Here is a 21,902-nt window from a genome sequence, read left to right as displayed (position 1 = left end):
CACTGGATCCCCCGGCCGGATAATTCGTGTCTCCAAAGGGATCGTAGCGACGGACGGCCAGCCCGTCCTGTCAACCAGTGCTGCTCTCGGCGACTTAGCTGACCTGCTACGTCATCGACCGCCAGCAAAAGCCGCGGCGGTCAGATCCCGGGCCGCATCGTGCCGGACGGCTTTTGGCAGCAAGATGGGCGGCATGACTGAGCTCGCGCCGTCGTTGGTCGAACTTGCCGGCAGGTTCGGCATTGGCACTTGGTACGAGGACTGGACGCGCCGCCAGGTGCAGGTATCGGAGAGCACGCTGGTGGCTGTGCTCGCGGCTCTCGGCATCGCGGCTGGCACCGAGCAAGACCGAAACGAAGCGCTGACCAATCAATTGCGCACATATTGGGCACGTCGATTGCCGGCGACCATCGTCGCGCGCACTGGCACGCCGACGCGGTTCTGGGTGCACGTCACCCACGGTGATCCCGCCGAAGTCTTGTTGCGGCTCGAGGACGGCACGGTGCACGGCGGCGTGCAACAAGTCGACAACTTCACGTCCCCGTTCAATCTGGACGGGCGATGGGTCGGCGAGGCCAGCTTTGTCTTGCCGGCTGACCTGCCGTTGGGTTACCACCGCCTGCATCTGCGCTCTGGGGGCACCGAAACCAGCGCCGCGCTCATCGTGACGCCCGACTGGCTCGGACTGCCGGAGCAACTAGGCGCGCGCCGGGCGTGGGGCCTGGCCGCTCAGCTGTACAGCGTGCGCTCCGAGCAGTCGTGGGGTGTCGGCGACCTCACCGATCTGACCGACCTAGCGGTGTGGTCCGCCTCCCGGCACGGCGCCGACTACCTGCTCGTCAATCCACTGCACGCGGCCACACCGATGATTCCGATGGAACCGTCGCCGTATCTTCCGACGTCGCGGCGTTTCATCAACCCGCTTTATCTTCGCGTTGAGTCCATTCCCGAGTACGCCGACCTGACCAAACGTGGCCGGCTGCGCCGGTTGCGGGACGACGTCCAGCAGCACGCCGACCAGATCGACGCCATCGACCGCGACAGCGCCTGGACAGCCAAGCGGGAGGCGCTGAAGCTGGTTTACCGGGCCCCGCGTTCAGCCGGCCGAGAGCTGGCCTACGCGGCCTTTCGTGAGCGCGAAGGTAGCGCACTCGACGCCTTCGCCGTCTGGTGCGCCCTGGCCGAGAAATACGGTGGCGACTGGCATTCCTGGCCTAGCTTCTTGCAGCACCCCTCCGCTATCGGAGTGGCGCGATTTGCTGAAAAGCATGCGGATGCGGTCGATTTCCACCGTTGGCTGCAATGGCAGCTCGATGAGCAACTCGCCGCGGCGCAGTCACAGGCGCTACGGGCCGGCATGTCGCTGGGCATCATGCATGACCTGGCGGTCGGCGTGCATCCAAACGGTGCCGACGCCTGGGCGCTGCAGGATGTGCTGGCACTGGGCGTCACCGCGGGCGCGCCACCCGACGAGTTCAATCAACTCGGCCAGGACTGGTCGCAGCCACCCTGGCGGCCGGACCGGCTGGACGAGCAGGAGTATCAGCCGTTCCGTGCACTGATCCGGGCGGTGCTGCGGCATGCCGGCGGTGTTCGCATCGACCACATCATCGGGTTGTTTCGGCTGTGGTGGATCCCCGAGAGCGCACTGCCCACCGAAGGCACCTACGTGCGCTACGACCACGAGGCGATGATCGGGATCGTTGCGCTGGAGGCACACCGCGCCGGTGCGCTGGTCGTCGGTGAGGACCTCGGCACGGTCGAACCGTGGGTCCGCGACTATCTGCTGCTACGGGGGCTGTTGGGCACCTCGATTCTGTGGTTCGAACTGGACCGGGACGGCAGTGGCGGTCCGCTGCCCGCCGAGCGCTGGCGCGAGTACTGCCTGTCGTCGGTCACCACCCACGATCTGCCGCCGACCGCCGGTTACCTGGCCGGTGAGCACGTCCGGTTGCGCGAGTCGCTGGGATTGCTGACCCGGCCCGCCTCCGAAGAGCTCGAATCCGACCGAGCCGAGTTGGCGGCCTGGATGGCCGAGCTTCGCCGGGTGGGGCTGCTCGGCGGCAGCGACGACGACCCCGAACAAGTCGTCCTTGCCCTGTACCGCTACCTGGGCCGAACGCCGTCCCGGTTGTTGGGAGTGGCGCTGACCGACGCGGTCGGCGACCGGCGAACCCAGAATCAACCCGGTACCACCGACGAATATCCGAATTGGCGGGTCCCGTTGACCGGCCCCGACGGCCGGCCGGTAATGCTCGAAGACGTGTTCACCGATCGTCGGGCCGCCGCGCTCGCCGACGCGGTGCGTACCGCACTCGCGCCGCCAACCATCTAGTCGATCGCCTGTTAGCTTCAGGTGCCATGAAGTTATCCGCCCCTGCCCCGGTCCCCGGCGCGCAACGCCCTTGGCTGTCATGACCCTTTCAGCGAACGACCGAGCAGCGCTCAGCGACCTGGTACACCGATATGCCGCCGGAGTCGATGACCGCCAATTTGATGCTGTGGTAGCACTTTTCACAGCGGAGGCCGAGCTGACGGTTCCTGAGCCGCCGGCCGAACTGAAGCCGATTCATTCGCATCGTGGGCAACAGGCCATCGCAACTGCGGTCGCATCGGTTGCTGAGGTGGCGCGTACCGAGCACGCGATCGTCGGTGAGGTGTACGACGCGGGGTCGCGGCCCGGGACGGCGCAAGGCCGGGTCGCGTGCGTTGCACATCACTGGACCCAGCGGGCCGAGGATGTCCTCGATGTGGCCTGGCATCTGCGCTATGACGACGAGTACGAGTCGACGGACTCGGGATGGCGGATCAGTCGACGGTCGTTGACGGTCAATGCCATCGAAACGCACCCGGTACGCCGGCTGTTGCCCCCCGATCCGCGCTGAGCCTGCACATTGCGCGTCTTCCCTCGAAGTCGGTTAGCCAGAACATGTTTCGGATAGCTTCACCCGACGGGGTAATCCCCCGGTGGTTATTGCATAGTGGCGAGGTTTTCCACCGACTTGCGCACATCGGATCGCAGAACTCGCGCCACGACCGAGCCCACCGGCCCACTGAGTACGCCTCCGCCAATGTCTGCGTGGAGTTGAAACGTCGAACCCGGCTGCATATCAGTAACGTTCATCGCCACGGTAAGGCGAATCCCGCCCCGGCCGCGGCCCTGCAGCTCAATCGATTTGGGTTCGTCGTAGCGGGTCACCGTCCAATGAACGATGTTGCGGAATCCCTTCACCCTGATGCATGACGAGACTTTGGTGCCTTGCTCAATCGTCGACGGGATCTCACCGCGCCAACCACCGAAGATCGTCATCCACTCGTCGAATCGACCCAGATCGGAAGCCAGCTTCCAGGCGGCGCTTGGGTCCAGATCCGACGACGTCGACACATCTACCTGTGCCAAGGTTTGTCGCTCCTTATGAGACCGTGGCGGAAACATTGCGGGCACCGGGCAACACCACCTAGGCCCCCAAACTGTTTGGACCGCATACCCCCGCATGGGGAGGCGGTAAACGTGCCCGCCCAATGACTTCGCGCTTGGTCCCCGGCTAACTCAGCTGGCACCGGATCCCTGAACGATTTGCCCGTGACGAGTTTGTTGTATTTCGTGTAGTCCGCGTCATCAAAGTGAGCACCGCCGGTGGTGACGAAGTGTTCGATCGCTCCTTGACCTGCGCCGGCGGGTCGTATTTCGCAAGGGTGTCGGCGGCTTTGCGGGCGCCATCTTTATCGGACGCGGTGAGCAGGTCCGCGTTCGCGCCGGTGACGTCGACGCATTGGCTGATGTCTAGCGTGGTGGACGGTGCCGCCTCGGTGGTTTCGCTCGACGGCGACCCCGTTGTAATAGACGCGGAAGCGGAACTCTTTCTTGTGGATCCGGGCGAATTGGTAGTTTGCTAGCGGAAGATCAGCCCGATATCGCCAATCCGGCGCCTAGCATTGCCGCGACCAACCAGCGATGGGTCATGTGAGCCTCTACATGCTGGATCTATCAGTCTGAAACGGCCATCGCACGGCGGTAGACTAACCCACCCTTACTGGCGGCGAGACGGGAATCCCGCTCCGGCTGCGACCATGTGGCTCAATGGATTTCGGCCCGGCCAAGCCTAGGGCCAGGCCTCGTTCAACTTCTCTTGGACATCGATGATTTGGGCTGCTTGCGATTGGGGTGCATCGATTTCGTCGGCGACGTACTGAGCGATGAATCGGCGAATCTCGCCGTCGACGCCGGCCAGAATGCGCAATATCTCGCCGCGGAACGACTTCGACGACACATTGACGGTGATATCGGACGGCCGTGGCTTCGCGACGTCGACAATCAGCACCAACGGGTCGGCGGCACGTGCGGTCGCACGCAATGCAATGTCTCCGGAGACTACAAACTGCTGCTTGTCGAGGCGCAAGTCCAGGAGTAGGTCGATCGACAGAGGAATGTGAATGACGAAGGTGATGCTGTCACCCAAACGTCGTGTGACGCGGGGCTCTTGGATCTTGACGTTTGCGCTGACCTTGGCAATCCCACCGGGTCCCTGAGCAATCGGCTCCATGGCGAACTCGCTGCCGGCAATTTCGGCGAAAGCCGCGGCGACACGCTCGGGCGTGACGGCGACCTCGAAGAATCTGCGTCCGAACTCTTCGTAGGTGACATACTCGTGGTTTTGCATAGGCTTATACCGTCTCACGGTACTTGCCGGAATCTTCGCTGATCCGTCCGCGTCGCTGGAATTTCGCGGTGGATACCACCTGCTGAGACCGGCCGGCGGGACGGTCCGACCCCCATTCCATTGAGTTGTGAACAACGCCACACGTCGGCGCTTCGATTCGGTGTGTCGGCCGCTGGCCTGGGAGGCTTGACGACTGGAGGTGTTGGAGTGTGATGGGCACCCACGAAATGATTGAGCCGCACTCAGCCGTCTCCCGGCTCGAGGGGGTTCTGACCTGGTTTGGCGGCGGACACTGGCGCGAATTAGGTGAGCGTCACGAGAGGTCCACCCACGCCGTGGCGGGCGCGGTGGTGCTGCTCGGAGCCGTGCTGGCCTGGCTGGTGGCGGCGTTGGCGGTGAACGGCTCGGCCCGCTGGTCGCTGTTTGCGGTCGTCGCGTTGACACTTGTCTTCGGTCTGCTGGTTGGTGCGGTGACTCGCGGCATCGCGGGCGGCCCGCACCGTGGCTGGGCCGGCATCGCGGGCCGCGCGGTTGTTGCCGTGGCAGTCGGCGTTGTCGTCGGCGAACTGGCCGCGCTCGCCGTGTTTTCGCGCTCGATCGATCACCGCCTCGACGATCGGGCGCTACGTACCGCCGGCTCGGCGCCGGCCGTCGTACAGGCCTCGGAGACGCTGGAACAGTCGCGGAATGCGCGCGCCGGGCTCGACAACGCTGTCGCGCAGGCCCGCGACAGCCAGGACAACGCCTTGGTCATCGCGCGCTGTGAATACCACCCCAGCCCGGCGTGCCCACAGACTCGGATCACCGGTGTTCCCGGCTCCGGTCCCGAAACCCGAACGGCTAACCAGCTTCTCGCCGATGCTCAGCGTCAGCTCGACAATGCATTGGCGGCCCGCGACCGCCAGGCGCCCGAATTGGACGCGACAATTAGCCGCCAGGAGCAGGCCGTCACCGAGGCGCGGCAAAGCCTGCTCGCCGATGCGGGCCCGGGCGGACTCGGTGCACGCTGGCTGGCGATGAACGACCTCACCTTCGCCAGTGCCGGGGCGTTGATGTTGCGGCTGTTGACGATCGCCTTTTTCGTACTGGTCTGGGCTATGACAATCACGTCCCCAGCGTGAGAACCCGGATATCCCGACGTCAATGGGCGTGCGGAAAGTCGAAAGCCGCTGTCGGGGGGCGCCGCGTCCGATCGTCTCAACAGGGATCAAAGACCTGCGACGATGGTGAGATGAATAGTTACTATTGTCTCAAGCTGAGATAGAGACGTTCTCACTTCTCGCAGCAAAGGGGCGGTGACTGGTGTCGCGTGACGATTGGTTGGTCGGGGGCGATCGCCGCACAATTGCCGCAGAACGCATCTATGCGGCCGCCACCGAGATGATCACCCGCGAGGGGCCAGAGGGCTTCGACATCGATGCATTGGCGAAGCGCGTCCATTGTTCGCGCGCCACCATCTACCGCCATGCCGGCGGCAAGTCCGAAATCCGCGACGCAGTCATCACCCGCGCCGCAGCACGGATCGTTGAATCGGTGCGTCAGACCGTCGACGCGATGAGCGGCGCGCAGCGAGTCGTCACCGCGATCATCGTGGCGCTCAAGCTGATCCGGGCCGATCCCCTGTATCAACTGATGTCCAGTCCGGGCCGGGCCGACGATATCGCCTGGCTCACGGGATCGCCGCTGTTGGCGGCATTCGCCACGGATCTCACCGGGCTCACCAACGGCGACCAGCAGGCCGCTCAGTGGGTGGTACGCATCGTGTTGTCACTGATGTACTGGCCGGTCGGCGACGAGGAGACCGAGCGTGCGCTGGTAGAGCGTTTCGTCACGCCCGCCTTCACCAGCGCGGGCTGAACGGGCGTTACTCGTCGCCGAAAGCCGCGTGTAGCTCGGGCAGGAAGCCAGCCAGGTGGTTCATTTCCTGCGCACAGTGCACCAGCAGATTTCGGGCGTTGGCCTCCGGGTTGCCGAGTATGCGAGACGCGATGGGGCGCACTGCTTTTGAGGCAACACCGGGAGCGTTGCGTACGGCGATGTGAGGCCCGCCCATCCAAAATCGGGAACGCATTTCGGATCCGCTCGAGGTCGACCGGACGTGGTGGATGAACCATCCGACATCTACTGGGGCATCACTGGCGCCCAGCCGCGCACAGATCGCTACCGCATCCGCGCTGTCGGGTGGACAGCCCATCGCCGCCGGATCGACGAATTGAATTGCGCCATTGAGGATTGTTGAGCCGATGTACTCGCTGATCAACGACCACCGACCGATGTAGCGCTGGGCGCCTTGGCGGCCGGCGTCGTCGCCGTCTTTCCACGCGGCGGACAGATGTGCCCGCGGGTGCCACAACTTGTAACGGCGGGTGTCACTGCCATGCCAGCCGAACCACCACGACCACATCCCCGGCGTGACGCCTGGCATGTCGGTGCGGACCGACACGTGATAGCCGCCGTCGTCGAGAACCCCGTAGCCGTTCTCGGTCTGCTGGTATCCCGCGGCGGCGACAGTCGCGGCGTCGTCGAACGCGACCAAGGCCATCCCACCTTGCGGGCCATGCTGCAGCGCTTCGACGACATGTTTTGGTAACGCGGCCATTTCGGGATTGAAGAATTTGCCGAACGGTGTGTTCATATCGTCGTTGCGGTAGCCGAGGTAGAGGTCGCCGGCCATCAGAGTCGCCCCATCCAAGGGTTGAACAGGCCATCTGGGTCGTAGTCGGCTCGGATCTTGTCGAGGCGGACCATGGCCTCGTCGCTGGCGAACCGGGCCGGGCGCTGGCCGAGATTTTCGTCGGCCAGCTGAATGCCGGTCGCCAGATGCGACATCGCGGCCATGTTGGAGCGCGCCCAGTCGCCGTACTTCGCGTCGTCGGACTCGTTCTTCCAGGCGCCGTAGAGCGCCAGGTACACCTCGTCTTCGATGCTGTAGGCCATGTCCGGGCGATTAGGTGACGGCCCCCAGTTCAGCCACAGGAAGTGCGACGGGTGGTCGGGAATCGTGTCGATGATGTTGCGAATCCCCGGCAGCAGATCCTCCGCCGGGGCCGACGTCCACATGTTGTCGGCGGCGTAGCGGTGGTCGGCGAGGTAATTGCTCATTACGGCGGTGTACCAGGTCGGCATATCGGTTGGCATGTAAGGGATTTTGACCAGTGCCTTGTCGATTACCGGCACGGTTCCGAAGATCGCCAGGGCCTCCTCGGCTTCTTTGTCGGTGTCGGCGAACGCGGGTGACGCGAACGTGATGGCCGGGCTGTCCAGGTTCATACTCGGGACGCTTCGGCTTGCCACGATTTGCATTTCGACGCGACGGTCCACCTCGGCGCTGACGTTGCGCGCCCATGTGTAGATCTCGTCGGCGAGCTCGATTGGATAGACGTAGACGCTGGTGCCGCAGGCGCCGGGCCGCTTGTACAACTTGAGGTAATACGACGTCACCACCGCGAAGAAGCCGGGGCCGGCGCCGCGCGCGGCCCAGTACAAATCGGCGTGATTGTCTGCGTCACAGTGAATTTGCTCGCCTTCGGCCGTGACGACATCCAGGCCGATCACGGACTCACACGCCAACCCCCAGACTCGGCTGTTCCAACCATAGCCACCCTGAAGGAGGTAGCCGCCGACGCAAACGCCCTTACAGTGCCCGGCCGGAAAGAAGAGATTCTGGGCTTCCAGCTCACTCATCAGGATGCTGCCGCCCTTGCCCGGACCGACGACGGCGATGCCCTTTTCGGCGTCGATGTTCGCATGGTCGATCCGGCTGACGTCGATCAGCAACGCGCCGTCGCGCAGGTGGTTTGCCGCCCAGCTATGGCCGCCGGAACGGATGCTGACCTTGTGCCCGTTGGCCTTTGCGTAGCGCAGCGCGCCGACGACGTCGTCGGTATCGACGGCCGCAACGATCACGTCGGGGTAGCGCTCGGGCACGCGCTGGTTCCATACGGTGCCGCGGCGGGCGGCTTCATATCCCTCGTCGCTGCGAAAGAAGTGCCGCCCTGCAGGTAGCGCACTCATCTGGAGCTCCTTTGATCCATATTCCGGTTCATTGTAGTTCGGAGTGCGGAACACTATAGTGGAATTGTGCCGCCCACGGAACCCACTCCGCCCACGAATCGCGACGAAGGCATCCAGGTGCTACGCCGCGCCGCCGCCGCCTTGGACGAGATCGCCGCCGAGCCCGGACAGCTCCGGCTGGTTGATCTCGGTGAGCGACTTGGGCTGGCCAAATCCACGGCGCGCCGGCTGCTGGTGGGGCTGGTGGAAGTCGGGTTGGCCAAGGTCGATGCGCGAGGCCATTTCTCGTTGGGTGAGCGCTTGCTGGGTTTGGGTAGCGCGGCCGGAGCACACGTCTCGGCGCTGTTCCGGCCGACAATCGAACGGGTCGCGGGTGCGACCGACGGTGAAACCGTCGATCTGTCCGTCTTGCGTGGACAGCGGATGTGGTTTGTCGACCAGATTGAATCGTCGCACCGGCTCCGCGCGGTCTCTGCCGTTGGCGTTCGGTTCCCACTGGAGGTGACCGCCAATGGCAAGGCGGCGCTGGCGACCCTCGACGACGCCGAGGCGGAGGCAGTGATCTCCCGGTTCAATTCCGGTGTCGCCGACCGGTTGCGCCGCGAGACGGCCGAGATCCGGCGGACCGGGATTGCTTTCGATCGCGGGGAACACACCCCGGGGATTTCGGCGGCCGCTATCGCGCGACGAACCTTGGGCGAGAACGTGGTTGCGATCTCGGTGCCGGCGCCCACCGAGCGCTTCCTGGAAAAGGAACAGCGCATCATCGCAGCATTGCGCACGGCGGCCGACTCGCCCGCGTGGACTCGTTGACGAGGCGTGAAGGAGCGGTGAAGATCCGCTGACGGACCGCCGCTATGGCCGGTCGCGGCTCGCATTGATCGCCGGTTCGATTGTCTTGCGACGGCGCCGTAGGCGCCGTGACCGTCCCGGCCACTGGAGTTCGAGCGGAAAAATAGCGTGCTCTACCGGCTTTAGATCGGCGGGCTCTTCGCAATGGTTGGCACGGCCGTGGTACCCCCCAGGGACCCCGGCCGCGCCAAGTTCTTGGTCACCTGTCAACAGCTCAGAGCTGCCGCTCCGGTGAACAATTGACCCCACTCATAGCGCGCAGCCGACTGCGCCTCTGTGAAGCTGGACGTCTTCTCGCCCTCGCCAGCGAGGTGTACGAGCGCCATGCCATTGCGTATACCGGAACCCGGTGACGCACTGCCGCGTTGTGCAGTTCGTCGAAGGCGGTCTCCGAACGGCACCGACGTAGTCCGATGATGATCCCCCGCGCGGTATCGAGAATGCGGCTGGAGTTCGGGCCACACGAAGTCTGTGCGGGAACCCAGTTCGCCATGCTGTGCATACCTCCTGTTGCGCCCAACGAAATCCACTACCCGACATAGCGAACAAGAATCCTTGCGAGAACGCATAACTCACTATCGGGATTCTCAAAGGCGCACTGTGCCATGATTTGTGGAACGACGCAGTTATGCCATACCGCCGTGGACATCGATATCTGCTTGTGACCGTGTCGATACCGGACCCGCCACTATTCGGCGTCGGATGTAACGCGAGACTCATTCATCCCGATGGATATCGGTCGGGTTATGCAATCGCCAGGAGCAACGGGTATTTGGCGGGCCTCGATGAGGGTGTCATCACAGGATGGAATTGAGGTCCTTCGCCTTAGCGATGTCATCCCACTCGACGCCGAGTTCCAGCAAAATCTCCTCGGTGTGCTGACCATGTTCTGGAGCGCGCGCGGGAAGTGGCGGAGTTTCGTTGAATTGGACCGGCGCAGCGACGATTCGGTATTTCTCACCATTGTCGTCGACGTTGGTCACGACGTAGCCATTCGGCTCGACCTGTGGGTCATTGAGCGTCTCCCGCGGCGTCGCCAGCGGCCCCCACACTCCGGGCTCGCTTTCGAGCAGCTTCTGCCAGTGCGCGAGGTCTTGGCTGGCAAACACATTCGCCACAATCTCGGTCGCCGCGGCCGCGTTCGCGATCAGGTTGCTCGACGGTACGAATCGCTCGTCGGTAGCCAACTCCGACAGGCCGATACGCTCGCAGAAACCGACCCAGAATTTGTCGGGCTGTAAGAAGACCAGCTGGATCCATCTGCCGTCTTTGGTTTTGTATCGGTTCACCAGCGGATTGATGGCCAACCCGGGCGGCGCCCCCGGAATGCCGTCGATGTCAAAGAAATCGGCCGCCGAAATCGACGGTGCGATAGACCACATCGCTTGCGCCAGTAGCGACGAGTCGACGATCGTCGGCTCACCGGTGCGTTCCCGGTGGAACAACGCCGCGCACACGCCGCCGGCCAGCGTGGCCCCACCCTGCAGGTCGCCGAACCCGGGGCCCTGGACTGCGGGTGTATCGGTACCGAAAGGCGTGAGGGTGTAGGCAACGCCGCCCCGGGCCAGGTAGGTAGCGGCATCGAAGCCGCCGCGATCGCGATCCGGGCCGCGGACCCCCAGGCCGGTGCCGCGCGCAATGATGATCTTCGGATTGAAGGCGCGAATGTCGTCGATGGTCAGCCGGGCCCGTTCCAGTGCGCCGGGCAGCCAGTTGGTCAAGAAGACATCCGCAGTCGCCAACAGGCGGCCGAACAACTCGCGGCCCGTCTCGGACTTGATGTCGATCGCGATGCTGCGCTTGCCGCGGTTACCCAACTCGAGGATGAAGTCGGCGTCCGGGCGGGCCGCTGCGCGGGTGAACCCGCCGACCACCAGGGCTCGCCCCGGGTCGCCGAAGGCGACACCCTCCACTTTGATGACGTCCGCGCCCCAGTCCGCAAGGGCCGCGCCGGCCGACGGCACATAGGTCCACGATGCCAATTCGACAACCCGCACCCCTTGAAGGACGCCACCGCGCGCGCCTGACATCACCAACCCCCTCGTCCGGACTCTGTCCTTGCTATTTTAGGTATTCTAGTTACTCTAAGGGATATTGATAGCCCGGCTACAGCCACGCGAAGGTTTTCGTGGAAGAGATGCGATGGAGCCGATCGTTGGTCAGATCCCGACCCTCGATGCGATGGCACTGGAACCTGCGACAACCGGGCGATTCCTCCCAGCGGCATAGGCACTTTCGCCGGCCCGCGAAACCAATAGGCACCGGGACAAAGGATCAGCAATGGGCAGGGTGACAGGCAAGGTAGCCGTGATCAGCGGCGCCGCGCGGGGTCAGGGGCGGTCGCACGCACGGATGCTGGCCGCCGAGGGTGCCGACATCATTGCGGTGGATCTCTGCGAGGACATCGACACCAACGAGTACCCATTGGCCAGGCCGGAGGATCTCGACGAGACGGCGCGGCTGGTCGAGAAGGAAGGTCAGCGCGCCTTCACTGCGATAGCCGACGTCCGCGACCGGGTGGCCCTGTCCACCGCGATCGATCAGGGCGTCGCCGAACTCGGACGCCTCGACATCGTGATCGCCAATGCGGGCATCTGCCCGCTCACCGCGGGTCTGCCGCCGAAGGCGTTCGCCGACGCCGTGGACGTGGACCTGGTCGGCGTGCTCAACCTCGTACACGCGAGCATCAAGCACCTACAAGCAGGCGCGTCGATCATCGTGATCGGATCCAACGCCGCGTTCATGTCCTCGATGAACACCACCGGCATCGACGGAGGTCCCGGCGGGGCCGGATATGCTTTCGCGAAACTCGCAGCGGCGCATTATGTTAACGACTTCGCTCGAGCACTGGCGCCGTTCTCCATCCGGATGAATGCGGTGCACCCGACGAACGTCAACACCGACATGTTGCACAGCCCACCGATGTACAGAGCGTTCCGGCCCGACTTGAAGGAGCCTACCCGCGAGGACGCCGAGCCGATTTTCCCGTTCGTGCAGGCGATGCCGATCCCCTACGTCGAACCCGAGGACATCAGCGAGGCGGTGCTGTTTCTCGCCTCCGACGCCGCACGCTATATCACCGGACAACAGTTGCGCGTCGACGGTGGCGGCTTCCTCAAGGTGAAGCCATGGTCGGGCGCGTGACCGCAGAGGCATCAACCAGACTGCACCACAACGGAACTACGCAATGACCCGCATCGAATCCCCCGAAGCCCAAAGGCGCCTCTATGCGCTGATGGTGCTGATGAAGGCGGCCGACGACCGGCTGTCCAAGGGCATCGGCACCGGCGAGTTCATGTGCGTGTACTGGCCGTCGCGCGGCCAGGAGGCGATCGCCGCCGCGATGGGTGTCGCGCTGCGCCTCGACGACCAACTGGTGACCACCTATCGCGGACTACACGATCTCATCGGCAAGGGCGTCCCGCTCGAGGAGATCTACGGCGAGATGATGGGGCGCACCGTCGGCGCCAGCCGCGGCAAGGGCGGCACCATGCATATCGCCAAACCTGATGTGGGGGTGATGCTTTCGACCGGAATCGTCGGCGCCGGACCGCCGGTGGCCGTAGGGCTGGCGATGGCCGCCAAGCGCAAGGGGCTCGATCGTGTCACTGTGGTCAGCTTCGGCGACGGTGCCACCAACACCGGCTCCTTCCACGAAGCGGCCAACATGGCCGCACTCTGGGATCTGCCGATGGTGTTCGTCTGCCAGAACAACCTGTACGCCGAGATGACGCCGACCAGCGACACCATGAAGCTCGCGGCGGTGGCTGATCGGGCAGCCGGCTACGGCATGCCAGGCGTTCGCGTCGACGGCAACGACCCGCTGGCGGTGAAAGCCGAGCTCGAGCAGGCGCTGCAACGCGCACGCGAGGACGCCGGCCCCACCTTCATCGAGTGCGTGACGTTCCGCTTCCGCGGCCATTATTTCGGCGACCGGATGCCCTACATCCCCAAGGAACAACTCGAAGCGGCGATCGCAGCGGACCCGGTGCCGCGCTTTCGCCAGCACCTTGGCGACGCGGGCATCTGCGGTGACGACGAACTCGCGCGCATCGACGACGAAGCACAGGCGGCGGTGGAATCCGCACTGCAGACGGTGATGAGTGCAGAATCCCCCACGGCCGACGAACTCGAGCGTGACGTGTACGCAACCCCGATCAAGTTCCCGGTGTAATGGCATGGACGAAAAAGAGATGACGATGCGCGAGGCGCTGAACCTCGCGCTGGATCAGGCGCTGCAGGCCGACGAGCGAGTGTTTCTGCTCGGCGAGGACATCGCCGATCCCGGTGCTTCCGGACCAACGGCGGGACTGTCGACGAAATACGGCCACGACAGGGTGCTGGACACCCCGATCTCGGAAGCCGCGATCGTCGGGGCGGCGATCGGCGCCGCGATCGACGGACTGCTACCGGTGGCCGAGATCATGATCATGGACTTCATCGGCATCGCCGCCGACCAGCTGATCAACAACGCCGCCAAGCTGCGATTCATGACCGCCGGACGGACAACGGCCCCGATCACCATCCGCACCCAGGTATATGCCGGGCTGGCGACCGGGGCCACGCATTCGCAGAGCCTGGAGGCGTGGTTCATGCACATCCCCGGGATGAAGGTGATCGTGCCTTCCACGCCGCGCGACGGCAAAGGCTTACTGACCTCGGCGATCTTTGACGAAGACCCGTGCCTGTTCGTCGAAACAATCCGGCTACAAAGTAAGAAGGGGCCGGTTCCTGTCGACCCCGGCTTCGCGATTCCACTCGGGCTGGCCGATATCAAGCGGCCGGGCACCGACGTGACGCTGATCAGCTACGGACGCGCCGTGCACGACGCGCTGGCGGCGGCGGCTACTCTCGCCGAGCAAGGCGTCAACGCCGAAGTCGTCGATCTGCGCACCCTGGTGCCGCTCGACGTCGAAACCATCGTCGAGTCCGTCCGGCGTACGCACAGAGCCGTAATCGTGCACGATGCAGTCCAATTCGCCGGCCCAGGCGCGGAGATCGCCGCGATCCTGCAATCCGAACTGTTCGGCGAGCTCGCCGCACCCCTCGAGCGGGTGGGTGCCCGGTTCGTGCCCAATCCGGCCGCGGCAGCGCTCGAAGCGCAGGTGTACCCGTCACCGGCACGCATTGTCGAAGCGGCACAGCGCACCTGCAAGAAGGCGAATGCGCGTGGCTGACTTCGTTATTCGCATTCCACGCGTATCGGTCGCGGTATCCGAGGCCGAACTCACCGGGCTGCTCGTCGACACCGGTGAGCACGTCGAGGCGGGCACGCCGATCTATGTGATCGCCACCGAGAAAGTGGAACAGGAAATCGAAGCCGGGGCATCCGGCACCGTCCAGTGGACGGGCCAGGTCGGGAGCACCTACGACATCGGCGCCGAAATCGGCATCATCACGTCATAAAGAAGAAAGGTAAGCCCTATGGATCTCAACGAGACCCGTGAAAGAATCATCTACGAAAAAGAGGGTCCGATCGCCCGCGTCACGCTGAACTGGCCGGAGAAGGCTAACGCCCAGGATCAGAAGCTGGCCGAAGAAGTCGATGCCGCGCTGCTGGACGCCGATCGCGACTACGACATCAAAGTGCTGATCATCAAGGCCAACGGAAAAGGCTTCTGCTCTGGACATGCCATCGGCAACAACGCGGTCGACTACCCGTCTTTCGTCGAGGCCGCCCAGGTGATGGGCACACCGTGGAAACCGCAGACCGATCTGTTCGTCAAGCCGATCCTGAACCTCTGGGAGTTCTCCAAGCCGACGATCGCGCAGGTGCATGGATATTGTGTGGGCGGTGGCACGCACTACGGGCTGACCACTGACATCGTCATCGCGTCGGAGGATGCCTACTTCTCCTACCCGCCCCTGCAGGGGTTCGGCATGCCGTCGGGCGAATGTTCAATCGAGCCTTGGGTGTTCATGAACTGGCGGCGCGCCGCGTACTACCTCTATCTTGCCGAGGTGATTGACGCGAAGAAGGCGCTGGACGTCGGCCTGGTCAACGAGGTCGTTCCGCGTGACCAACTCGACGACCGTGTCGAGGCCATCGCCCGCCACATCGCACAGGCCCCGATGACCACATTGCTGGCGACCAAGGCCAACCTGAAACGAGCCTGGGAGCTGATGGGAATGCGGGTGCACTGGCAGAGTTCCAATGATCTGGTCGCGCTTGCATCCATCAGTAAAGACGTTCAAGAGCTGATTCAGACGGTGTTCAAGGACAAGGTGCTGCCGTCCGAGCAGGCCCGGCGCCAGGCCGCGGCCGCCGCCCAGACCGACGGCGCCGCAGCCACTTAGGCCTGCTGGTGAACATTGCCGATCACGCGATCGCAGTCGCTGCGGCGCCGGCACTGATTGCCGACGGTGCCGCGATCTCCTTCGGCGAACTGTACGAGAGGAGTCAACGGGTCGCCGCGGCGCTGCACGACGCCGGACTGCGGCACGGCGACGGCGTGGCGCTGGTGCTGCCGAACCGACCGGAATTCTTCGAAATCACTTGGGGCTGTCAGCTTTCCGGTCTCTACTACACCACCGTCAACACCCATTTCACGCCCGACGAGGTGGCCTACGTCATCGGCGACTCGGACGCGAAGGCGGTCTTCGTCGACGGCGACATGGCCGAAATCGCCGCCCACATACGCGATGTCAGCATCGCGGTCCGCGTCCATATCAGCGTCGGCCGCGGGTTGCCCGGATGGCGCGGATACCAGGACGTGCTGGCGGCTGCGGGTGACGCCCCGCCGGTGTCGGATGGATCGGAGATGCTCTACTCGTCGGGCACCACCGGCCGACCCAAGGCCGTGCGCCGGCCGCTGCCGGCCGACGGTAACGGCTCGTGGGCCCAGTCGGTGCTGGAGATGGCACTGACCCATCGCTACGGCATGAGCCCGTCGAGTGTGTACTTGTCCCCCGCGCCGCTGTATCACGCGGCCGGAGTGAACTACACGATGGCGGTCAACCGCGTCGGCGCTACGTCAATCATGATGCGCAAGTTCGACGCCGAGACCGTGCTGCGGCTGATCGACACCCACCGCGTGACGCACGCCCAGTTCGTCCCGACGATGTTCGTCCGGATGCTCAAACTGCCCGAGGCGGTGCGGGAAAGCTACGACGTCTCCAGCCTGCGCTGCGTGATCCACGCGGCCGCGCCCTGTCCGGTGGACGTCAAGCACGCGATGATGGAGTGGTTCGGGCCGATAATCCACGAATACTACGGCGGCACTGAAGGATTCGCGGGAACGGTGATCGGACCGCAGGAGTGGCTAGCACACCCCGGCTCGGTGGGAATTCCGATGGCCCCGGTGCATGTGGTCGGCGATGATGGACAAGAGCTTCCCAACGGCCAGGCTGGAGAGCTTTACTTCGAAGGTGGGCCCGATTTCGAATACTTCAAGGATCCCGCCAAGACCGCGTCGGTGTACAACGAACGCGGTTGGCGCTCCTTGGGCGATATGGGCTACGTCGACAAGGACGGGTATATGTACCTGACAGATCGGTCGACGTTCATGATCGTCTCCGGTGGGGTCAACATCTACCCGCAAGAGGCGGAGAACTTCTTGGTCATGCATCCCCAACTGGTCGACGCCGCGGTCTTCGGCGTTCCCAACGACGAGTTCGGTGAAGAGGTCAAAGCCGTCGTGCAGCCCGTCGACGGTCTTACACCCGGACCCGAGTTCGAGGCCGAGCTCATCGCGTATTGCCGAGCCCACCTGGCCGGCTACAAGTGCCCGCGCACAGTCGAATTCGACCCGGAGCTGCCTCGCGATCCGAACGGGAAGCTCTACAAGAGGCGGATTCGCGAGCGTTACTGGCAGGGGCGGGCATCACGAATCGTGTGACGCAGATACAAGGGATGATGACGAGATGGCTGTAGAGACCGGCGGGGTCCAAACCTCGCACAACGCGGGAGCGAACTGGACGGCGTTGCCGGTGCCATGGGCGGTCCAAGCCGCCGATCGAATTCCCAAGCAGCGTTACTACGACCCGGACTTCTACGCGCTCGAGGCCGAGATGTTGTGGCCGCGAGTGTGGCAGATGGCCTGCCGGCTCGAGGAGATACCCAAGCCGGGCGACTACGTCGAATACGAGATCCTCGACGAGTCGATCATCGTAGTGCGGGTCGACAGCGACACTGTGCGGGCTTATCACAACGCATGCCGCCATCGCGGGGTAAAGCTGGTGGAAGGCAATGGCTCCCTTCTTGGGGCCCGCCGTGCCTTCGTGTGCCCGTTCCACGGCTGGTGCTGGGGCATCGACGGCCGCAACACCTTTGTCTTGCGGCCCGAAGCCTTTGCCCAGGACAACATGCAACCCGATGACCTCGAACTGGTTTCAGTCAGGTGTGATAGCTGGGGTGGTTGTGCGTGGATCAACCTCGACGACGGTGCGCCGCCGCTGCGGAACTGCATGGAACCGTTCGCGTCGATCTACGACGCCTGGCACGTGGAAACGCTGCGCACCGAGTGGTGGCAATCGTGCCGGCTTCCGGTGAACTGGAAACTCGCCACGGCGGCCTTCATGGAGGGCTACCACGTTCCGCAGACACACCCGCAACTGCTGCCGTCGGCACAGAGCGGCAGTGCGTCGGCCGCGGTGCATCCGGTGGTGCAAAGCAGCCTGTACTTCATGCGCACACTCGGCGACGGTATGGGCGGCATGACTCATGAGAACGACATCCGCATCGCCGAGGGCCTGCAGACCATCGAACTACCGGCCGACCCGGGAGCGGCGATGGCCGCATGGCGCAGTGCCCTCAACGATGCCGTCGTGAGTTGGCATCGCGCGCGGGGCAGTGTGATGCCCGATCTCAACGGCCTGATTCGCCGGGGCATTACCGACGCGATCGGATTCTGCTTCCCCCACCACTTCATCCTGCCGACCTACAGCAGCGCCTCTTCGTACCGGATTCGCCCGCTGGGGCCGGAGGAGACCCTGTTCGAGATCTGGTCGCTTACCCGTTTGCCGTCCGACCTTTCCGCGGGTCGGCCCACACCACCGCAACCCATGGCGCCCGACGATCCGCGCTGGCCGCCGATCCCCGCCCAGGACTTCTCCAACTTGCCGCGGCAGCAAAAAGGACTGCACTCCAAGGGTTTCGAATACATGCGCCTGTCAGATCAGATCGAGGGATTGATCTCAAACTTCGAACGAGTCATCGACGGGTTCCTCGCCGGTTTACCTTACGACGCACTGGTTCCCGCGATCACGAAGACCAACACCACGATCGACGTTCCGATCGCGGATCTCGGATTCAGCTCGGGGGCCCGATGACCATTCAGTGGGATCGTTCGGTAGATCTGCTCATCGCGGGTAGTGGCGGGGGCGGCATGGTGGCGGGACTGGCCGCACTGGACAGTGGCCTGGAACCTCTGATCGTCGAGAAGCAGGCGCTCGTCGGCGGATCGACGGGGCTTTCCGGCGGTATCGTCTGGCTGCCGAACAATCCGTTGATGCGCAGGGATGGTATCTCCGACTCACACGAAGACGGACTTGCTTATTTTGCCGATGTGGTCGGCGATATCGGTGCGGCTTCCTCGCCGGCCCGACGCGAGATGTTCCTGACTGCGGGCTACGAAATGATCAATTTCCTGATCCGCAAGGGTGTTCGATTGATCCGCTGCGCCGGCTGGAGCGATTACTACCCGAATCGCAAGGGCGGCAACGAGTCCGGCCGAGCCGTCGAGGGAATCCCTTTCGATGCCACCGAGCTGGGCAGTTGGCACGACAGAGTGCAGCCGCCACTGGCCAAGAACTATGGCTACGTGGTGCTCACCAACGAACTACGCTCGGTGCAGTACTTCAATCGCGCGCCGCGCGCGTTCGCGGTGGCGACAAGAGTGTTCCTGCGCACCGTCGCGGCTCGGGCGCGCCGTACCCAGGTCCTCACAAACGGCTCCTCACTGATCGCTCAGATGCTCAAAGCGCTGATCGACCTCGCCGGCAATCAGCCGCCGCTGTGGACGAGTGCCGCGATGGAGGATCTGATCGTCGAGGACGGCCGCGTCGTGGGTGCGCGCATAAATCGGGACGGCGTACCCGTGCACGTCGAAGCGCGCAAGGGAGTTTTACTGGCGGCCGGCGGTTTCGGTCACAACAAGGAGATGCGACGCCGGTTCAGCGGCGACCAGCCGAATGAGGGCCAGTGGTCGATCGCCAACGCCGGTGATACCGGCGAAGTACTCGAGACGGCGATGCGGCTGGGTGCCAAGACCGATCTGCTGGACGAAGCATGGTGGTTGCCTTCGGTTTTCATCGCCAACGGCGGCGCTGTCGCCGCGTCCCTTGGCTCGGGGCGACAGCGTCCCGGCGCCATCTACGTCGACTCGACCGGCCGGCGATTCTGCAACGAGTCGAACTCCTACGTCGAGGTCGGCAAGGCGATGTACGCCAACAAGGCGGTGCCCTGCTGGATGATTTTTGATGAGGGATACGTTCGCCGGTACGTCACCAGCGCCAATCCGCTGAAACGTAACCAGCGCCTGCCGGCCGAGCTGATCGAAAACGGGGCGGTCAAGCGGGGCGTCACCATCGCGGATCTCGCCGGCCAAATCAATCTGCCCGCCGACGAATTGTCACGCACCGTCGAACGGTTCAACCGGTTTTCGGCTAGGGGCCTGGATCCCGATTTCGGCCGCGGCCAGTCGGCCTACAACGACTGTCTCGGCGATCCGGGTTATCGGCCGAACGCCGCCATCGGCCCGCTGGACCGTGCGCCGTATTACGCGACCCTGGTTCTCCCGGCGGACGTCGGAACATGCGGCGGTGTGATCACCAACGAGTACGCCCAAGTGCTCGACCAGCAGGGCCAGGTGATCGACGGCCTCTACGCGACCGGCAACATCACCGCGACGGTGATGGGCCGCAAGTATCTCGGTGCCGGAGCGAGCATCGCCAGCTCGATGGTCTTCGGCTACGTGGCCGCACGGCACGCCGCCGGACGCAAAATTGCCGGCGAGATGAGCCGCAGTCGCGGTCACCTTACTTAGAGCACCACTCCTGAAGGCGTCGCGCCGGGTTTGCCGGCAACCGGCGGCTCGGCAGGAGCGCTGCCCGATCCCTGACCTCCCGGCGCGGCACCTTCGGCGAGTCTCGCCTCCTCGTCGGCCTTTTTCTGCTCTTCGTCTTTTTCCTCGTCGTCCTTTTTCGCTTCGTCAGCGGGCGGCAGATCCGTGCTGGTGGTGTCCGAAGCTAGCTGCGCAGGCGCCGAGCCGCCGCCCATGCCGCCCTGCGTGAGGCCCTGGATGCCCTGCATCGCGCTCTGCAGACCCTGTGACATGCCCTGCATACCCTGCGACATGTTCCCCGCGAGCTGACCGAGCTGGGCGGGTGTCGGACCGGGCGTTGGCGTCGCACCGGGCTCCGGCTTCGGCTCCGGCTTGGGCTCCGGTTTTGGCGGTTCTCCGGGCGGTTTGATGACCGTGGACTTGGGGGGAGCGTCTGGATTGAGCGGCTTTAGCGGGATGTTGGCGTACTGAACGTAATACTTCAACGCCGATTCCGACTGGGCCTGCAGTTTCTCATACCATTCAATGGCCATGGGGATGTATGCGTAATTACCGTATTCGACATAGCGCTTGTACCAATAATCGCATTGCGATACCTCATAGGTCGTGGGATGTGCGCCGCCCAGGGAGTCCTGGTGTTCGTAGCCGGTGGTGGCGGTGGCCTTTTTGTGCACGTCGACGACTCGGTCAGCCTGTTGAGCAAGGTCACCGCATAATTTCGCCATCGAATATATCCACTGCTTGTGTGCCTGAAAGTCGCGTTCAACTTGTGCCGTCGCCTCGCCCTCCCAGCGAGTAAACAGCCGGAACCGATAGGTCTGTTCTTGAAATGCCTGCAGGAACGCTCGCCATTCCTGCGCAAAGGCCCTGAACGCCGTGCCCTGATCGCCGGATTCAATGTCCTCGGCTGCCTGTCTGACTTCGTAGTACGGGTATTCGAATGGCGCGGCGGCGGCCATTGGCTCCGGCGCCGTCCAGGGCTCGTCATCGGCGACCACCGGCGCCACCGATACGCCCGTCGTGGCAGCGTCGCCGGTCATGATCTTGGCGATGTCCTGCGCGGCTCCGGTGTCGACCTCTTCATAGGCCTTGGCCGCATTCCGCAAGGATTTCGCGAGATTCCGCCATTCCCGTTCGCACCCTTTGAGGTACAACCGCAAGGTGTCAGCGGTAAGCGCGAGTCGTGCGGCGGTATCGGTGATGAACGAAAGGTTGCAGGGCCCTGGCGGGTTGGTGGACGGAATATTCGGCAGCGGTTGCTCGAGTTCATCCGCCCGCGTCAGGAGTTCCTCATATTCCACGTTGAGCGTCTGCGTCATATCGGCTCGTTCTCCTTATGCTGAAGCAATCCTCGCCGGTCGAGTCCAACTAA

Annotated in this window: 18 protein-coding genes and 2 pseudogenes; 13 read left to right on the top strand and 7 right to left on the bottom strand. The window is 64.0% G+C overall.

All coding sequences use genetic code 11. The annotated features are described in order from the left end of the window. The first annotated feature begins 193 nt into the window (after positions 1 to 193). Together malQ and H7K34_RS26540 are read left to right on the top strand one after the other, a co-directional pair. Entirely contained in the window at positions 194 to 2,335 is a 2,142-nt protein-coding gene (malQ, locus tag H7K34_RS26545) for a 4-alpha-glucanotransferase (protein ID WP_264065029.1), read from the top strand. Between the two features lie 79 nt (positions 2,336 to 2,414). Next, positions 2,415 to 2,885: a nuclear transport factor 2 family protein gene (locus H7K34_RS26540; RefSeq protein WP_264065028.1), complete on the top strand. Its 471-nt coding sequence runs from the start codon at positions 2,415 to 2,417 to the stop codon at positions 2,883 to 2,885. 86 nt (positions 2,886 to 2,971) lie between these two features. On the opposite strand, the gene H7K34_RS26535 is transcribed toward H7K34_RS26540, so the two are convergent. Together H7K34_RS26535 and H7K34_RS26530 are read right to left on the bottom strand one after the other, a co-directional pair. After that, complete coding sequence (locus H7K34_RS26535; RefSeq protein WP_264065027.1) at positions 2,972 to 3,400, bottom strand: type II toxin-antitoxin system Rv0910 family toxin; 429 nt, start codon at positions 3,398 to 3,400, stop codon at positions 2,972 to 2,974. Positions 3,401 to 4,103: 703 nt separating this feature from the next. Next, positions 4,104 to 4,661, bottom strand: a complete 558-nt coding sequence (locus H7K34_RS26530; protein ID WP_108923354.1) for a hypothetical protein — start codon at positions 4,659 to 4,661, stop codon at positions 4,104 to 4,106. Positions 4,662 to 4,873: 212 nt separating this feature from the next. Between H7K34_RS26530 and H7K34_RS26525 the strand changes: the two are divergent. Beyond that, a pseudogene (locus H7K34_RS26525) lies at positions 4,874 to 5,767 on the top strand (DUF4407 domain-containing protein); the annotation flags it as partial. Positions 5,768 to 5,963: 196 nt separating this feature from the next. Next, positions 5,964 to 6,518 (top strand): TetR/AcrR family transcriptional regulator, encoded by a 555-nt coding sequence (locus H7K34_RS26520; RefSeq protein WP_264065026.1) that lies wholly within the window; start codon positions 5,964 to 5,966, stop codon positions 6,516 to 6,518. Between the two features lie 7 nt (positions 6,519 to 6,525). Here the strand turns inward: H7K34_RS26520 and H7K34_RS26515 are convergent, their stop codons facing one another. Together H7K34_RS26515 and H7K34_RS26510 are read right to left on the bottom strand one after the other, a co-directional pair. Continuing rightward, entirely contained in the window at positions 6,526 to 7,335 is an 810-nt protein-coding gene (locus H7K34_RS26515; RefSeq protein WP_264065025.1) for a DAPG hydrolase family protein, read from the bottom strand. Continuing rightward, positions 7,335 to 8,675 carry an FAD-binding oxidoreductase gene (locus tag H7K34_RS26510; protein WP_264065024.1) on the bottom strand — a complete coding sequence of 447 codons (1,341 nt, stop codon included), beginning with the start codon at positions 8,673 to 8,675 and terminating at the stop codon, positions 7,335 to 7,337. The genes H7K34_RS26515 and H7K34_RS26510 overlap by 1 nt, the downstream gene beginning before the upstream one ends. A 66-nt stretch (positions 8,676 to 8,741) precedes the next feature. Between H7K34_RS26510 and H7K34_RS26505 the strand changes: the two genes are divergently transcribed. Next, positions 8,742 to 9,488: an IclR family transcriptional regulator gene (locus H7K34_RS26505; protein WP_264065023.1), complete on the top strand. Its 747-nt coding sequence runs from the start codon at positions 8,742 to 8,744 to the stop codon at positions 9,486 to 9,488. A 245-nt stretch (positions 9,489 to 9,733) separates the two neighbouring features. On the opposite strand, the pseudogene H7K34_RS26500 reads toward H7K34_RS26505, so the two are convergent. Both H7K34_RS26500 and H7K34_RS26495 read right to left on the bottom strand, forming a co-directional pair. After that, positions 9,734 to 10,020 (bottom strand): annotated as a pseudogene (locus H7K34_RS26500) (ANTAR domain-containing protein). A gap of 304 nt (positions 10,021 to 10,324) precedes the next feature. Next, positions 10,325 to 11,557 carry a CaiB/BaiF CoA transferase family protein gene (locus H7K34_RS26495; RefSeq protein ID WP_264065022.1) on the bottom strand — a complete coding sequence of 411 codons (1,233 nt, stop codon included), beginning with the start codon at positions 11,555 to 11,557 and terminating at the stop codon, positions 10,325 to 10,327. Positions 11,558 to 11,807: 250 nt separating this feature from the next. On the opposite strand from H7K34_RS26495, the gene H7K34_RS26490 reads away from it, so the two are divergent. From H7K34_RS26490 to H7K34_RS26455, 8 genes are read left to right on the top strand one after another with little or no spacing between them, the layout of a single operon-like run. Continuing rightward, positions 11,808 to 12,671 (top strand): mycofactocin-coupled SDR family oxidoreductase, encoded by an 864-nt coding sequence (locus H7K34_RS26490; protein WP_264065021.1) that lies wholly within the window; start codon positions 11,808 to 11,810, stop codon positions 12,669 to 12,671. A gap of 43 nt (positions 12,672 to 12,714) precedes the next feature. Next, positions 12,715 to 13,701 (top strand): thiamine pyrophosphate-dependent dehydrogenase E1 component subunit alpha, encoded by a 987-nt coding sequence (locus tag H7K34_RS26485; RefSeq protein WP_264065020.1) that lies wholly within the window; start codon positions 12,715 to 12,717, stop codon positions 13,699 to 13,701. Between the two features lie 4 nt (positions 13,702 to 13,705). After that, the gene (locus H7K34_RS26480; protein WP_264065019.1) at positions 13,706 to 14,704 is read left to right on the top strand and encodes an alpha-ketoacid dehydrogenase subunit beta; all 999 of its coding nucleotides are present in this window, start codon (positions 13,706 to 13,708) and stop codon (positions 14,702 to 14,704) included. Beyond that, a complete protein-coding gene (locus H7K34_RS26475) occupies positions 14,697 to 14,933 on the top strand; it encodes a lipoyl domain-containing protein (protein WP_264065018.1) in 237 nt (78 codons plus the stop codon). The genes H7K34_RS26480 and H7K34_RS26475 overlap by 8 nt, the downstream gene beginning before the upstream one ends. Positions 14,934 to 14,951: 18 nt before the next feature. Further along, positions 14,952 to 15,824: an enoyl-CoA hydratase/isomerase family protein gene (locus H7K34_RS26470; protein WP_264065016.1), complete on the top strand. Its 873-nt coding sequence runs from the start codon at positions 14,952 to 14,954 to the stop codon at positions 15,822 to 15,824. A gap of 8 nt (positions 15,825 to 15,832) precedes the next feature. Continuing rightward, positions 15,833 to 17,365, top strand: a complete 1,533-nt coding sequence (locus H7K34_RS26465) for an acyl-CoA synthetase (protein ID WP_264065015.1) — start codon at positions 15,833 to 15,835, stop codon at positions 17,363 to 17,365. Positions 17,366 to 17,390: 25 nt separating this feature from the next. Next, positions 17,391 to 18,797 carry an aromatic ring-hydroxylating oxygenase subunit alpha gene (locus tag H7K34_RS26460; RefSeq protein WP_264065014.1) on the top strand — a complete coding sequence of 469 codons (1,407 nt, stop codon included), beginning with the start codon at positions 17,391 to 17,393 and terminating at the stop codon, positions 18,795 to 18,797. Further along, on the top strand, positions 18,794 to 20,512 hold the full coding sequence (locus H7K34_RS26455; RefSeq protein WP_264065013.1) for an FAD-binding protein: 1,719 nt from the start codon (positions 18,794 to 18,796) through the stop codon (positions 20,510 to 20,512). Before H7K34_RS26460 ends, H7K34_RS26455 begins: the two co-directional genes overlap by 4 nt. On the opposite strand, the gene H7K34_RS26450 is transcribed toward H7K34_RS26455, so the two are convergent. Further along, on the bottom strand, positions 20,509 to 21,849 hold the full coding sequence (locus tag H7K34_RS26450; protein ID WP_264065012.1) for a PPE domain-containing protein: 1,341 nt from the start codon (positions 21,847 to 21,849) through the stop codon (positions 20,509 to 20,511). The two genes, H7K34_RS26455 and H7K34_RS26450, sit on opposite strands and share 4 nt — an antisense overlap. Between the last annotated feature and the right edge of the window lie 53 nt (positions 21,850 to 21,902).

Origin of the sequence: Mycobacterium montefiorense (genome assembly GCF_025823255.1) — a bacterium.
GTDB lineage: Bacteria > Actinomycetota > Actinomycetes > Mycobacteriales > Mycobacteriaceae > Mycobacterium > Mycobacterium montefiorense.
This window is presented reverse-complemented; position numbering and strand designations above follow the sequence as displayed.

Coding starts and splice junctions, on each gene's coding strand:
- malQ (WP_264065029.1), top strand. CDS start 194: ATGACTGAGCTCGCGCCGTCGTTGGTCGAACTTGCCGGCAGGTTCGGC.
- H7K34_RS26540 (WP_264065028.1), top strand. CDS start 2,415: ATGACCCTTTCAGCGAACGACCGAGCAGCGCTCAGCGACCTGGTACAC.
- H7K34_RS26530 (WP_108923354.1), bottom strand. CDS start 4,661: ATGCAAAACCACGAGTATGTCACCTACGAAGAGTTCGGACGCAGATTC.
- H7K34_RS26515 (WP_264065025.1), bottom strand. CDS start 7,335: ATGGCCGGCGACCTCTACCTCGGCTACCGCAACGACGATATGAACACA.
- H7K34_RS26510 (WP_264065024.1), bottom strand. CDS start 8,675: ATGAGTGCGCTACCTGCAGGGCGGCACTTCTTTCGCAGCGACGAGGGA.
- H7K34_RS26495 (WP_264065022.1), bottom strand. CDS start 11,557: ATGTCAGGCGCGCGCGGTGGCGTCCTTCAAGGGGTGCGGGTTGTCGAA.
- H7K34_RS26490 (WP_264065021.1), top strand. CDS start 11,808: ATGGGCAGGGTGACAGGCAAGGTAGCCGTGATCAGCGGCGCCGCGCGG.
- H7K34_RS26485 (WP_264065020.1), top strand. CDS start 12,715: ATGACCCGCATCGAATCCCCCGAAGCCCAAAGGCGCCTCTATGCGCTG.
- H7K34_RS26480 (WP_264065019.1), top strand. CDS start 13,706: ATGGACGAAAAAGAGATGACGATGCGCGAGGCGCTGAACCTCGCGCTG.
- H7K34_RS26470 (WP_264065016.1), top strand. CDS start 14,952: ATGGATCTCAACGAGACCCGTGAAAGAATCATCTACGAAAAAGAGGGT.
- H7K34_RS26460 (WP_264065014.1), top strand. CDS start 17,391: ATGGCTGTAGAGACCGGCGGGGTCCAAACCTCGCACAACGCGGGAGCG.
- H7K34_RS26455 (WP_264065013.1), top strand. CDS start 18,794: ATGACCATTCAGTGGGATCGTTCGGTAGATCTGCTCATCGCGGGTAGT.
- H7K34_RS26450 (WP_264065012.1), bottom strand. CDS start 21,849: ATGACGCAGACGCTCAACGTGGAATATGAGGAACTCCTGACGCGGGCG.